This window comes from Mycobacterium sp. NGS59 (genome assembly GCF_059812345.1).
This window is the reverse complement of record NZ_JCALCN010000014.1, coordinates 118,283-131,331: the sequence shown is the minus strand read 5'-3', so window position 1 is coordinate 131,331 and position 13,049 is coordinate 118,283. Positions and strand designations below refer to the sequence as shown.

At 66.2% G+C, this 13,049-nt stretch carries 12 protein-coding genes; 5 read left to right on the top strand and 7 right to left on the bottom strand.

From position 1 onward, the window contains the following. Positions 1-95: 95 nt before the first annotated feature. Positions 96-890 carry a carboxymuconolactone decarboxylase family protein gene (locus tag AC5Y46_RS16825; RefSeq protein WP_499944812.1) on the bottom strand — a complete coding sequence of 265 codons (795 nt, stop codon included), beginning with the start codon at positions 888-890 and terminating at the stop codon, positions 96-98. Next, positions 890-1,663: an SDR family oxidoreductase gene (locus AC5Y46_RS16820; protein WP_499944813.1), complete on the bottom strand. Its 774-nt coding sequence runs from the start codon at positions 1,661-1,663 to the stop codon at positions 890-892. The genes AC5Y46_RS16825 and AC5Y46_RS16820 overlap by 1 nt, the downstream gene beginning before the upstream one ends. A gap of 74 nt (positions 1,664-1,737) precedes the next feature. Here AC5Y46_RS16820 and AC5Y46_RS16815 point away from each other — a divergent pair, with 74 nt between their 5' ends. The 4 genes from AC5Y46_RS16815 to AC5Y46_RS16800 are packed head-to-tail and all read left to right on the top strand — an operon-like array spanning position 1,738 to position 5,441. After that, on the top strand, positions 1,738-3,189 hold the full coding sequence (locus AC5Y46_RS16815) for an aldehyde dehydrogenase family protein (protein ID WP_499944814.1): 1,452 nt from the start codon (positions 1,738-1,740) through the stop codon (positions 3,187-3,189). Beyond that, the gene (locus AC5Y46_RS16810; protein ID WP_499944815.1) at positions 3,186-3,989 is read left to right on the top strand and encodes an SDR family oxidoreductase; all 804 of its coding nucleotides are present in this window, start codon (positions 3,186-3,188) and stop codon (positions 3,987-3,989) included. Before AC5Y46_RS16815 ends, AC5Y46_RS16810 begins: the two co-directional genes overlap by 4 nt. A gap of 5 nt (positions 3,990-3,994) precedes the next feature. Next, the gene (locus tag AC5Y46_RS16805) at positions 3,995-4,786 is read left to right on the top strand and encodes an NAD(P)-dependent oxidoreductase (protein ID WP_499944972.1); all 792 of its coding nucleotides are present in this window, start codon (positions 3,995-3,997) and stop codon (positions 4,784-4,786) included. A 10-nt stretch (positions 4,787-4,796) separates the two neighbouring features. Then, a complete protein-coding gene (locus AC5Y46_RS16800; protein ID WP_499944816.1) occupies positions 4,797-5,441 on the top strand; it encodes a TetR/AcrR family transcriptional regulator in 645 nt (214 codons plus the stop codon). 88 nt (positions 5,442-5,529) lie between these two features. On the opposite strand, the gene AC5Y46_RS16795 is transcribed toward AC5Y46_RS16800, so the two are convergent. From AC5Y46_RS16795 to AC5Y46_RS16780, 4 genes are all read right to left on the bottom strand, one after another. After that, positions 5,530-7,080: a class I adenylate-forming enzyme family protein gene (locus AC5Y46_RS16795; protein ID WP_499944817.1), complete on the bottom strand. Its 1,551-nt coding sequence runs from the start codon at positions 7,078-7,080 to the stop codon at positions 5,530-5,532. Between the two features lie 9 nt (positions 7,081-7,089). Beyond that, complete coding sequence (locus AC5Y46_RS16790; protein ID WP_499944818.1) at positions 7,090-7,935, bottom strand: mycofactocin-coupled SDR family oxidoreductase; 846 nt, start codon at positions 7,933-7,935, stop codon at positions 7,090-7,092. A 67-nt stretch (positions 7,936-8,002) separates the two neighbouring features. After that, on the bottom strand, positions 8,003-9,460 hold the full coding sequence (locus AC5Y46_RS16785; RefSeq protein WP_499944974.1) for an adenylate/guanylate cyclase domain-containing protein: 1,458 nt from the start codon (positions 9,458-9,460) through the stop codon (positions 8,003-8,005). A gap of 190 nt (positions 9,461-9,650) precedes the next feature. After that, a complete protein-coding gene (locus AC5Y46_RS16780) occupies positions 9,651-10,496 on the bottom strand; it encodes a peptidoglycan recognition protein family protein (protein WP_499944819.1) in 846 nt (281 codons plus the stop codon). A 101-nt stretch (positions 10,497-10,597) separates the two neighbouring features. Here AC5Y46_RS16780 and AC5Y46_RS16775 point away from each other — a divergent pair, with 101 nt between their 5' ends. After that, the gene (locus AC5Y46_RS16775) at positions 10,598-12,076 is read left to right on the top strand and encodes a phospholipase D-like domain-containing protein (RefSeq protein WP_499944976.1); all 1,479 of its coding nucleotides are present in this window, start codon (positions 10,598-10,600) and stop codon (positions 12,074-12,076) included. Here AC5Y46_RS16775 and AC5Y46_RS16770 read toward each other — a convergent pair. Continuing rightward, positions 12,066-13,049 carry an NAD-dependent epimerase/dehydratase family protein gene (locus AC5Y46_RS16770; RefSeq protein ID WP_499944978.1) on the bottom strand — a complete coding sequence of 328 codons (984 nt, stop codon included), beginning with the start codon at positions 13,047-13,049 and terminating at the stop codon, positions 12,066-12,068. The two genes, AC5Y46_RS16775 and AC5Y46_RS16770, sit on opposite strands and share 11 nt — an antisense overlap.

Below are 13,049 nucleotides of genomic sequence, written 5' to 3'. Positions count from 1 at the left end.
AGCCGCATGCCCCAGTCCGGGAACCTGCGCGATGCGTGGCGTCATCAAGGTCGCGCACGGCGAGGATGACGTGGTCGAGCGCGTCGAACACGACCTCAGCATGCCTGATCATTGGCAGCGGCGACCTCGACCAGTAGGTCATCGAGTCGTCGGCCCAGATTCCAGCCCAGATAGACGGCGAAATGAACCACGAGTTCCTCGAGTTCGTCACGGGTCATGTCACCCAGCGTGAGCGCCGCCCGAAGGTGTTCACGCACCTCCTCGTCGACGGTGCTCGACGCCGCGCTGCAGATGCTGATTATGCGTCGGTCGCGTCGGGTGAGATGCATTGCGCGGTCCCATATTTCGCCGTACAGGTAGTCGAGACGGGCCCGGCCCTGGAACGCGGTCGATGCCGCCGGCGGTTCGGTGCCGTGGATCCGGCGGTATGAGGCGACGCCGCGTTCCCGGCGGGCGTCGTCGTCGACGGGTGCGGCCCAGCGTTCGAAGTCGTGCGGTTGCGGCTGTTCCCCGGCTTCCTCGGCGATCTTGAACACGGCCGCCATCCCGTACATCTGCATCACCGAGGCCTTGGGCCAGCCGGCCTGCGTGCCGAAGTGCAGCACGAACTCGTCGAAATCCGGGTAGGCGATGTCGCCGCTTTTCAGGGCGGCGTAGACGTGCGTCTCGATCGGCAGCACCGATCCTGCTGCGCCGACACAGGTCAGCGTGATCCAGCGCCGGTCGCGCGCGGTCAGGACGCCGCGGCGCCACATCTCGCCGAAGACGTAGCCGATCACGCCGGCTTCGAGGTAGGCACCGGTCGGATCCGGGCTCGGGGTGGTCATGATGTGCTCGTACTCGGCCCGCGCGACCGCGAGCCGTTCCTCGCGAGTTGTCCAGTCGGCCATCAGAATCGCATGATCCAGCCGCCGTCCACCGAGATCGTCTGGCCGTTGATCCAGTCGCCCGCCGGTGAACACAGCAGCAGCATGGTGCCGATCAGGTCCGCCGGCGGGCCCGACGTCTTGCCGGGAATCTGGGCGGCGAGGACGTCGCGGAACGGCGAGTCCTTCGGCAGGCTCGCGTAACCGCTTTCGTTGGCGACCAATCCGGGTGCGATGCCGTTGACGTTGATGCCGCGCGATCCGAGCTCGGTGGCGAGGTTGCAGGTGAGCCCGTGCAGCGCATATTTCGACAGACCGTAGATCCCGCCGGACATGAACGCCCCGGCCGACAAGCCGTTCACGATCCGCCCACCACCGCGCTCGGACATCGACGCGACGACCGCCTGGGTGCACAGCAGCGGGCCGCGCAGATTGACGTTGAGGATCCGGTCCCAGTCCGGTACCGGCATGTTGGACAGGCCATAAGGCGGTAGGTCGGTCATGATCGCCGCGTTGTTGATCAGGATGTCGATGCCACCGAAGGCCGCGATTGCCTCGGCCGCCATCTGCGCGGCCGACTCGGCGGAGGTGACGTCGAGATGCACGGAGACAGCAGCAAAACCTCTGTCGTGCATCGCTTCTGCGCACCGGCGTGCGGCTTCGAGATTGATGTCTGCGATCACCACCGACGCGCCGACTTCGCAGAGCGCCTCCGCGTAGACCTCGCCGATGCCGCCGGCGCCACCGGTCACCACGGCGACCTTGCCGGTGAGGTCGAACAGTTCCTTCACGTCCATTCGAGCATTAGGCATCACTTGACCAATGAAGTCAAGTGCCTTAGTAATAAGTAATCTGACTTAAGGATGGTGCAATGACCGTCGACCTCCGCGTGCCCGACGTGCACCTGCACATCGGCGGTGAAACCCGCACGACCGGTTCCGGGGGTGTGCACCAGCACGTCTATCCGGCGACCGGAGAAGTCCAGGGGACGGTGCCGCTTGCCGGTCCCGACGACGTCGACGCCGCCGTCCGCGCCGCGCACGACGCGTACCCGCAGTGGCGCGCTCTCCGGCCCGCCGAGCGCGCGCGCCTGCTTCGAAGGCTCGGTGAATTGATGGAGCGCGACACCGCCGAGATCGCTCGGCTGTCGGTGCTCGACAACGGAATGTCGGCCGGGATGAGTCAGCCGCTGGTCGCCATCATGGCGAATTGGACTGCGTACTACGCGGGTTGGGCCGACAAGGTCGAAGGACGCGTCACTTCGTTCCCGGCCAACCAGCGCGAGTTGGCCTACTCGCTACCCGAGCCGTACGGCGTAGTCGGGATCATCCTCACCTGGAACGGTCCGGTCGTGTCGGTCGGCATGAAGCTGATCCCGGCCCTGGCCGCCGGCAACACGGTCGTGATGAAGCCGTCCGAACTCACACCGTATGCGACCGAACATCTGATGCGCTTGGTCAAAGAGGCGGGGATCCCCGACGGCGTCGTGAACCTGGTGCTGGGCGGACCACGGACCGGCGACGCACTGGTGCGCCATCCCCTGGTGCAGAAGGTCAGTTTCACCGGCGGACCGGTTACCGCACGGAAAATCCTTGCCGCGTGCGCCGATTCGCTCAAACCCGCGGTACTCGAACTCGGCGGCAAGTCCGCCAACATCCTGTTCCCGGACGCCGACCTCGACACGGCGGTAGCCGTCAACACATTCAGCGTCCTGGGCACCCTGGCGGGGCAGGGCTGCGCGATCCCGTCCCGCATGATCGTGCACGACGACATCTACGACGACGTCGTCGAACGTGTCCTGGCGATGGTGTCCGGCATGCGATGCGGCGATCCGTTCGACCCGGCAACGGTGATCAGCCCCGTGGTGACACGTGAAGCGCAACAGCGGATCCTGGACATGGTCGATCGGGCGCAACAGGACGGGGCGAAGTTGTTGACGGGCGGTCGGGCTCCCGCCGGGATGGCCGGTTTCTTCGTCGAACCGACCGTGCTCGGAGACGTGGACCCGGCATCGGAGCTCGGTCAGGTCGAGGTGTTCGGCCCGGTGCTCTCTTTGATGCGATTCCGGACCGAGGAACAGGCAATTCAGATGGCGAATTCGACCCAGTACGGGCTCGCCTCGTACGTCTACACCAAAGACATCGATCGGGTGCAACGGTTGGTGACCGCGCTCCGGGCCGGTGGCGTGTATGTCAACGGAGCGAGCCCGGTGACCGGCTGTGAACTCCCGTTCGGCGGCATCGGCGTCTCCGGGTTCGGCCGCGAGGGCGGCCAGGAAGGCTTGTTCGAGTTTCTCCGCACCAAGGCGGTGGGCATCGCATGACCAAGGCGTTGCAACTCGACGGGGCGGTCGCGGTGCTGACCGGCGCGGGCAGCGGCATCGGCCGGGCGACCGCGCTGGCATTCGCCGAACGCGGCGCATCGGTTGTGCTGAGCGATCTTTCGGCCGACCGCGTCGCCGAGGTCGTCGAACAGATCAGCGCGCTCGGGCGACCGGTGATCGGACTGGCGGCCGACGTCACCGTCGAAGCGGACCTGGAAAAGCTGCGGGACGCCGCTCTGCAACGGTTCGGGCGATTCGACGTGGTGATGAACAACGTCGGCGTGCTCGCGATCGGTGCGCCCGAGGCGCTGCCCGACGAAGCCTGGGTCCGCACGATCGACGTCAATCTGTTCAGTGTCGCTCGCAGTAACCGGGTCTTCCTGCCGGGTCTGATCGCGCAGGGCCGCGGTCACATGATCAACACCGCGTCCGCCTCGGGACTGCTGAGCTACGGCTTCGACCGGCTGCCGTATGTCGCCTCCAAGCACGCGATTGTCGGTGTCTCCGAAGCGCTGGCGGTTTACCTCGGGCCGAAAGGGGTTGGGGTGACCTGCCTTTGCCCGTCAGGGGTGATCACCAACATCCTGGAAGGCATCACCGCCTACGGCGACGCCCCGCTGTCACCTCGCGCTCCGGCATACCCCATCGTGAGTCCGGAGGAGGTCGCCCGCCTGACCGCCGACGCCGTCGAGGCCGGACAGTTTCTGGTCGTGACGGCACCGCAGGTGCACGACGCGCTGCGGGCGCGCGCCGAAGACATCGAGGCATACGTGCAGGCGAACATCGGCGCGCAGGAATGAGCGCGCTGCGGGTCGGCTTCGTGGGCCTTGGCTCTCAGGGTGGCCCGATGGCGCGCAGGATCATCGAGGACGGGTTCCCGACGACGCTGTGGGCCCGCCGGCGCGAGTCGCTCGCACCGTTCGACGGCGCGGCCGTCGCAGCCGACCGTAAGGCCCTCGGCGCTGCGTCGGATGTGTTGTGTCTGTGCGTGATCGACGACGCCGACGTCGACGAAGTGCTGCGCGGGGACGATGGGGCGCTGGCCGGTATGGCCCCGGGTGGAATCGTGGTGATTCACAGCACCGTTCATCCGGGCACCTGCCGTCGGCTTGCCGCCGACTACCCGGATCTGCACTTTGTGGACGCTCCCGTCTCCGGCGGCGGGCATCTGGCCGCCGCGAAATCGCTGCTGGTCATGGTCGGCGGCGATGACGATACGGTCCAGCGATGCCGGCCCGTCCTGGACACGTTTGCCAATCCGCTCATCCACCTCGGCGCGTTGGGTGCCGGGCAGGCGGCGAAGTTGTTGAACAACTCGCTGTTCACCGCGCACCTGGGGCTGGCGGCCGAGACGTTCGCCGCCGCCCGTCGACTCGGGGTGGACGTCGAGGGTTTGACCCGTGTCCTGTCCACGGGCAGCAGTCGCAGCTACGCCGGCGAGGTGATCGCGAACTCGGGCCACACGCTTGCGGTGATTGCCGGGTTGGCCGGACCGCTGCTGGCCAAGGACGTCGGCATTCTGGCCGATGTGCTGGGGGCCAGCCCATCCGGTCTGCTCCAGACGGCTACGGCCACCGTCGACGCGATGCATGCGTAATGATCAGATGATGACGACTCGGACCGGACCCGCGCCGACGACGGCGTTGCAGTTGCTGCTGGCGGCAGAGCGCTTGTTCGCCGAACACGGACTCGCCGGAATCTCTTTGCGGCAGATATCGATCGAGGCGGGCTCGTCGAACAATTCGGCGATCCGCTACCACTTCGGCTCCAAGGACGATCTGCTGCGCGCGATCTTCGCCTACCGGCTGAACGACCTGATGCAACGTCGGGCGTTGCTCAGGGCCAGAGCCGATCCGGGCGACCTTCGCGCCCAGCTGGAGGCGCACGTCCTGCCGCTGATCGAGCTGGCGGAGTCACCCGACAGCTCGTATGTGTCGTTCATCGAGCAGCTGCAGCGCGCCGGTGCGGTTGAGGTTTTCCTGCATCAGCCCGACGCGATGCAGTCGGCGCAGGACTTCAGTTCGGGCATGCAAAGCTTGCTGCCGCACATCCCGGAACCGGTGCGCACCATGCGAATTCAGCAAGCTCAAGACCTCGCCGTGCACCTCGCCGCCGAACGCGAACGTGCGATCCGGCGCGGTGATGCGGTGGTGGCGTTCGCCTTGTTCGTCAGCGGCGTCGTCGACGGGCTCGCCGGCTTTCTCGAGGCGCCGGCCTCGCCGGAGACTTCGCGGCTCATTGCCCGCGGCTGAGCGGCAGCGCGGCGACGGCAACGACCGCCCTGGTTCTCACCCGCGTCGGCTTCGTCGGTCACACGACGAGTCGACAACCGCTTCCGCCCTAGATCAAGCGACGTAGCACGCCGGTGGTCAGCATGCGCCGTAAGCTCCGACGGTCGAGCTTGCCGCTGGGCAACGTGGGGATGTCGTCGCTCGTCGCGATTGCCCAGCTGGTTGGAACCTTGTAGCTGGACAACTGTTTTCGGGCTCGCGCGGCCAGGGACGAGACGTCGATCGTCGCTGTCGCCGCGACCACGACGGCGCACACCTGCTCGCCCCGCTCTTGGTCGTCGATCCCGACGACGACGCACTGCGCGACATCGTCGAATTCCTCGATGACCGCCTCGACCTCGAGTGGGGAGACATTGGCGCCCGCCGTCTTGATGAGTTCGCTGGTTCGTCCCACATAGAACAGGCGCGGATCGTCTTGTTTTCGATAGACGCGGTCCCCCGTGTGATACCAGCCGTCAGCATCGAAGGTTTCCCACCGCTCCCGCTTGTTGTATCCGGCCATTGCCCCGACGCCGCGGATGAGGAGCTCGCCGGTGGACCCTTCGGGAACCGGCGCACCCTGGTCGTCGACGATGCTCATCTCGGTGAACGCGAAACCGCCTGCGGTCTCAGACATGGTGCGGTGGACGGGAAATCCGTCCGGCACGTTGATCATCGCAAGGTCCAGCGGGCCGTCACGCAGCATCGGTGCGCTGCTGAGGTCGCGCGCCGCGAAGGTCGGGTGCTCTCGCAACCTTTGGGTGAAGGCAGGCCACCCGACGATCCCGGTGGCGCGTTCCTGTTCGAGAAGATCCAGCGCCGTGCCAGGGTCGAGGCGCGGCATCACCAGCAGCGTTACGGGTTCGTGCAATGCCCCGGTCGCGGCGAGCAGGCCGCCGATCCAGAAAAACGGCATGGCGCACAAGATCTTTGGCGGGGACGCGGGCCCGGTGAGCGCCTTGATCGCGGTGGGCCAGGTCGAGGTCTGCCGCACCACCGTGCCGTGGCTGTGCAGCACCCCTTTGGGATCGGCGGTTGATCCCGAGGTGTGCACCATGATCGCCAGATCTGCGGGGGAGACCTCGTCTTGGACCGCCGCCAGCACTTCGCCGGAGACGCCACCGGCACCGGATGCATTCCAGGTGGTCGCCCATTGGCGGTCCGTCTCGCCGGTGAGCACGATACGACGCAAGAACGGTGCGGCGGGCAGCGCCAGTCGGCCCGCTCGCTGATCGGCTAGCTGCGACAGTGCGGCTTCGAATCGTTCGGTGACGTCGGTGTCCAGCAGCCGGCTGGGTGCGATCAGCAACCCGATGTCCGCCAGCCGCAGTACTTTTGCGAGCTCTGCCGGCGTGTACATGGTGCTCAGCGGAACGGCCAGGGCACCGATCCGCGACACGGCCAGCCACCAGTTGACCCACTCCGTGCCGTTGGGAAAGAACAGGCCTACCCGACTGCCCTTCCCGACGCCTTCGCGCAGCAACCACCGCGCGATCTTCGCCGAGTCCCGTTCCGCGTCCTGGTAGGTGATGCGTTCGGTTGGCGTGACCAAATAGGTTTCCTGGCCGAAGCGACGCACGCTCTGCGCCAGCAGGGCGGGAAGCGTGAGTGGCTGGGTCACGTCGGAGCGTCAGAACTTCGCGACCGCGCCGGCGTCGACGGGCAGTGCTGCGCCCGTGATGTACTGCGCCTCGTCGGACGCCAGGAAGAGCACGGCGTTGCTGACGGCGCGTGCCTCGATCAGCGGCTTGGGCAACAGGTGGAACTGCCCGATGATCTCCGCGGCATCGTGCACGGTCGGGTCGGGCAGATCGGGTCGCAGCGTCCGGCAGAACCAATCGTTGTCGAGCATCGGAGTCAGGATGTTGCCGGGATGGATGGAGTTGACCCGAATCCACTGCGGGGCAAGCTCATTGGCCAACGAATTCATCAGGCCGACGACGGCGTGCTTCGCCGACGCGTAGTGGGCCATATAGCCTCCGCCGCGAATACCGAGCATCGAACTGACCAGGATGATCGAGCCGCCGCCGTTGGTCATATGCGGCAGCGCGGCTTTCACCGTCTGCCACACGCCGGTCAGGTTGATGTCCAGCATCGTCTGCCACGCCGACTGCTCGATCAACGCGGCCGGCGAAGGCACGCCGCTGATACCGGCGTTGGCGACGACGATGTCGAGGCCACCCAGTTCGGCGACTCCCTGCTCGAGCGCGGCACGCAAACTTTCCACGTCCCGCACGTCGGCTTTCGCAGTGACGATGCGCCGGCCGGACTTCTCGACGAGGTCCGCGGTGTCGGCCAGGTCGGCCTCGGTCGCTCCCGGGTAGGCGACACCGTCGATGTCCTCGCAGACATCGACCGCGATGATGTCGGCGCCTTCCTCGGCCAGTCGGATCGCGTGCTCACGACCCTGACCCCGGGCCGCACCGGTGATGAACGCGACTTTGCCGGCGACCCTGCCGACCGTGTTGCCTGCCATTGGGACCTTTCGTGTGGATTGTCGGCCCTGACGCTACGCGTCGAAGACGACCGGGCGGTGTCGGCATTCATTGGTCCTCTCCGAGGTCGCCGAGATCCTTGGGTGCGGAGATCTCCGTGGGTTCCGAGCGTCCGCGCAGCACGGTGCGGCCGAACCCGACCCAATGCCGGCGCTCCGCGTTGTCGGCGCGATCGATGACGGCGGCAGAACACAGGATCGGTCGCTCGGAGGTTTTCGCGAGATCGGCCAGCCGAGCAGCCTCGTTGACCGGGTCACCGATCACGGTGTATTCGTAGCGGTCTTCAGCGCCGATGTTGCCGGCGAAGACGGAACCGGCTGAGACTCCGAGCCCGAAGTCAATGACCAACTCCTGCAACTGGTTTCCCAGATCGCGTGCCGTCGCCAAAGCTGCGGACGCCGAGTTTTCGGTGTGCGGCGGCACCCCGAAGACGGCCAGTGCGGCGTCGCCCTGAAACTTGTTGACGAAACCACCGTGGTGGGCGACGGCGCTCACGACGACCCGGAAGAAGTCGTTGAGCAATCCGGCGACCTGCTGGGGTGGGCGGCTGGATGCCAATTGTGTCGAGCCGGCCAAATCGATGAACAGGACCGCGGCCTCGCAGACATCTCCGGTCAACGAGGTGCCCTGTTCCAGGGCGCGGCGCGCGACGTCTGGGCCGACGTGTCGCCCGAACAGGTCACGTACCCGGTCGCGTTCGGCGAGCCCAGCGACCATACCGTTGAATCCGCGTTGCAGGCGGCCGATTTCGGAGCGTTCCGATACGCCGACGGCGGTATCGATGTGTCCTTGTTCGACCTGTGCCATGGCGTCGACGACTTCACGGATGGGATCTGAAATCGATTGCGATGTAAGGATCATCGTCGGCAGCCCGATCAGTACGGCCGCCAGCGACATGACCACGACCGGAACGTCCACCGAGGCTGTCTGCGGGATGATCCATCCGTTGGACCGCAGCAGTACCAGCGCGGCGATGGCGCCGCAGGGCAGTGCGCCGCACAACATCCACATGCTGAGCAGTCGCGGCAGGACTCCGGGGGCAAAGACGCCCTCTTCATACTCGGCTGCGGCAGCGACCACGGTGCGGCGCAGCAGGCGATGCGTGAGCAACAGACCCAAGCACGCCGCGGCGGCACCGCCGAGCGCTGCGCCCAAGAGCGTGGGGACTGCGACACTTATCCCGCCGTCGAGGTTGAGCAGCAGCGAGATTGCGCCGCTGACGGCCCATGTCGCGACCAGGATGGTGGATTGTCGGGTGATGATCTTCGTCGCGCTCGGGAGTCGAACTGGACCGGGTTCGGGCGCCGTGGCCAGTGAGCGGGATAGTGAGGCGATGTTCAGTACGCCGCCGACGGCCACGGCGACAGTTCCCAAGCCCACCAGGACGGCGGAGATGATCACGTTCGCACGGGTGAAATAGGCGTGCGCCCCACTGAACGCGTGGCCGCCGATCGGTATCACGATCGCGGTGGCTGCGGTGACCGACAGCAGATACGCGCACGCCAGGCGGCCGGCATACCGGATGGACAGCCTGCCGGTAGGGTACGGGTGCGCCGTCGCGCTCGTCGCAGACTCCTATGTCGTTGTGGCTCAATAGGTCACAGGTAGTTCGATGACGCCGTGAACCTTTCTCGTCTGCGGTCGCATCGCCACCCATAGCCGACAGTAGATTGTCGGTTCTGTTCGCTCAATGGCGTCAGTTGCCGGCCTCGATGGCCGCGACTTGCGCGAGACCTTCTGCCCCGCAGGACGGCCGCAATTCAACTCGGCCGCCGCTCAACAGCAAATCGATCTGACGCTTGAGTTCACCCGAGGCGAGGTGGGCGTAGAGACTGGCGCCCGGACAGGAGGTTTGGGCGAAGTCCCGGTGCCCGGCCAGCGTGCTGGTCGCGATGTCATACCGCTGGGCGGCCCAGGCGAATGCGACGGCGGCACCGTGCAGCTGCGCCCCGGACACGGTCTCGTGGTCGAAGTCGCCTTCGCAGATGACCAGGAAATGCCCGGTGGTGTCGTAGTCCGTCGCGGTGTCACCGGCGATGTCAGGGTTGCGCAACTGGTAGATGTTTCCCTTGCCGTCGATCCCGAGGTGATAGGCGATGTCGATCCAGCCCAGGCTGTCCTGGTGGTAGCGCTGATCTGCACGGAAGCGGCCCGGGGCGTTGCTGTTGTCGCCCAGCGCGACGGCTGCGTGGTGCAGCGTCAGCCGGTTGGGTGTGTGCGGTCGGCCGCCGGCCCGGGCCGGTCGCGCACCCCAGGCCTCGCGACAAAGCAGTGGCACCGTGACCCCGGCCGCGGGCGGCTGGACCGCCGTCGACGTGGCGGTGGCAGGATTCGGTGCGGCCGGCGCCACCGGACTGGGTGGGGTCGTCGTCGGACCGGGTGGGGTCGTCGTCGGACCGGATGGAGTCGGGGTGGGACTCGCCGCGGTCTTGGTCGAGCAGGCGCCGAGGCCGGCGGCCAATCCGACGCCGCCGGCCAGCCGAAGCAGCCGACGACGACTGACGAGGTCCGGATCCTCGTCGGGTCGCCTGTGCGCGCGCATGGTCCTCAATCTATTCGCTGCAGGACGTGTCCCATGCGATTGGCGCGGTCAACCCGGCGCTCAATATGCTGGATACCGCGGCACCACGTCCGCGACAACCCATGGAAGCGTCGAGGAAGTCTGTGCGTGACGATCAGTTGCTGATGCCGGGCCAGACCTGCTGGCGGGTGGAGCACGCGGATCAGTTCGCCTGCATCGTCGACGCGGCGGACTACTTCAAGCACGTCAAGGCGGCGATGCTGCGCGCCCGGCACCGGATCATGGTGATCGCCTGGGATCTCGACTCGAGGATGACATTCGAACGGGGCACCAAGACGTTGCCCGGCCCCAACCAGCTCGGCGCGTTCCTGTATTGGCTGCTGTGGAAGCGACCCGACCTCGAGGTCTACCTGTTGCGGTCCAATCTGCGCCTACTTCCCGCTTTCGACGGCATCTGGTACGGGATCACCCCGACCTCGCTGCTGAATCGGGTCAGTAGCAAGCGACTCAACTTCGCCGTCGACGGGGCCCATCCGCCGGGATCCGTTCACCATCAGAAGATCGTCGTCATCGACGACGTGGTGGCGTTCTGCGGTGGTATCGATCTGACCCTCAGCCGCTGGGACACCCGTGCGCACGAACACCAGAACCGCTGCCGTAGGTCGGTGGGGCGCAGTTATGGGGCTCGACACGAGGTCGCCGCGGCGGTGGACGGCCCCGCAGCGCACGCGCTCAGCGAACTCGCCCGGGAACGGTGGGAGACGGCCACGAATCAGTCGTTGCCCCAGATCGACGCCAAGCATGTCGGTTGGCCGAGCAAGCTGGAACCGACGTTGCGCAACGTCGACGTCGGAATCGTGCGCACGCTACCGGAATTGGACAGCCGAGACGAAGTTCGGGAAGCCGAAGCGCTCAATCTGGTGGCCATCGCGGCGGCACGTCACACCATCTACCTGGAGAACCAGTACCTGGCGGCCCGGCGAGTCGTCGATGTCCTGGCGGATCGGCTTCGTGAGGAAGACGGACCAGAAATCGTGATCGTCCTGCCACGGCGCGGCAACAACGCCCTGGAAAGAGGGACGATGGACGGCGCACGTCACCGGCTCATCCAACAACTGTGGGCCGCCGACGAACACGGCCGGCTCGGCGTCTATTGGCCGGTAACCGACGGCGGGGCCCCGATCTACGTCCACTCGAAAGTGATGGTGGTCGACGATCGACTGCTGCGCATCGGTTCGTCGAACCTCAACAACCGGTCGATGGGCTTCGACAGCGAAGGCGATGTGGCCATCGAAGCCGATCCGGACAACCCGGACCACGACGAGCTGCGGCACCAAATGATCGCCGTACGAGACGATTTGGTGGCCGAACACCTCGGCGTGTCCGTCGAACAGCTACAGAACTCGCTCGGTGAGTCCCGGTCGTTGCTCAAAACAGTCGAGGAACTCCGCGGCCAGGACAAGACGTTGCGGCCACTGACCGAGCGGTCGGTCGCCGGTGAAGCCAGTCCGTTGGCGGAAAACGATCTGATGGACCCCGACCACGTCCCGCGTTCGTTGAGCCGGAGTTTCCAACGTTTCATCGCCGGACTCAGGGGTTGACGCTCACCCCGGCCCCACGTCGATTCTCCTGAAGATAAGCGGAGCGACGGGTGATGAACCACGTCGCGAGCGGGCGTACGACTCGCAGGAGCGGCACCAGCATGCCGAAATCCTTTTTCATGTCCCGCAATTGATCGTCGAGCCCGCGCTGCTGATACCGCAACAGCTGCTGGCTCTCCTCGGTGTCCACCCAATCACCGAAGAAGCGAGCGGGTTTCGAGCGCACGAAAGCCGCGGCCGGCAACCGACCGATTCCGATCGCGTTCATCAGTGCGTTGGTGAAGTCGTAGTAGGTCATTCGGCAGCCCGCCCCGCCCGCGATGTAGAGGATCTTGCCGACCGTCTTCTCCTCGGCCACCGCACGCGCGAAAGCCGTTCCCGCGTCTGCGGGATGCAGGAACTCGAACCGCGCGTCCGGGCTGAATTCGAACATGATGCTGGGGTCCTGCGCCTGCAAGTGGATCGGCGTCACCGCCGCGAGGCGAAGGATGCTCCAGCGCAGCCCTGATTCCCGGATCGCGGCCTCGCAGGCGACCTTCTGCCGTCCGTACTCGTCGGTCGGAGCGACGGGCGTATCCGCCCGCAGCGGCGGCTCGCGGTCCTGCACCTCACCGAAGATGCCGATAGACGAGGCGAAGACGAGCCGCTTGGCGGTAGGGGACTCCTCCATCTGGGTGACCAGAGCACGGGTGGCGTCGAGGTTCACCTTGCGCGCCAGCTCCGGCGCCCGTTCTGAGTACGGCGGGATGATGGCTGCCAAATGGATGACCGCGTCCACCCCCTCTAACGCGTGTCGTACTGCCTGTGCATCGGTGATGTTGCCCCAGACGAAACGTGCTCCTCCGTCCAGAGTGGCGGCGAGCTTGCGCGCCCGACGAGAGTCGATGTCGAAAGCCACCACGTCGTGTCCCTCGTCGAGCAACGCCTGCAGCGTGGCAAAGCCGATGTTGCCCAGTGCGCCGGTCAACAGCAC

What these genes read in the sequence shown, in the direction of transcription:
- AC5Y46_RS16825 (WP_499944812.1), bottom strand. Translation starts at nt 890, where the DNA reads ATGGCCGACTGGACAACTCGCGAGGAACGGCTCGCGGTCGCGCGGGCC.
- AC5Y46_RS16820 (WP_499944813.1), bottom strand. Translation starts at nt 1,663, where the DNA reads ATGGACGTGAAGGAACTGTTCGACCTCACCGGCAAGGTCGCCGTGGTG.
- AC5Y46_RS16815 (WP_499944814.1), top strand. Translation starts at nt 1,738, where the DNA reads ATGACCGTCGACCTCCGCGTGCCCGACGTGCACCTGCACATCGGCGGT.
- AC5Y46_RS16810 (WP_499944815.1), top strand. Translation starts at nt 3,186, where the DNA reads ATGACCAAGGCGTTGCAACTCGACGGGGCGGTCGCGGTGCTGACCGGC.
- AC5Y46_RS16800 (WP_499944816.1), top strand. Translation starts at nt 4,797, where the DNA reads ATGACGACTCGGACCGGACCCGCGCCGACGACGGCGTTGCAGTTGCTG.
- AC5Y46_RS16790 (WP_499944818.1), bottom strand. Translation starts at nt 7,935, where the DNA reads ATGGCAGGCAACACGGTCGGCAGGGTCGCCGGCAAAGTCGCGTTCATC.
- AC5Y46_RS16780 (WP_499944819.1), bottom strand. Translation starts at nt 10,496, where the DNA reads ATGCGCGCGCACAGGCGACCCGACGAGGATCCGGACCTCGTCAGTCGT.
- AC5Y46_RS16775 (WP_499944976.1), top strand. Translation starts at nt 10,598, where the DNA reads ATGGAAGCGTCGAGGAAGTCTGTGCGTGACGATCAGTTGCTGATGCCG.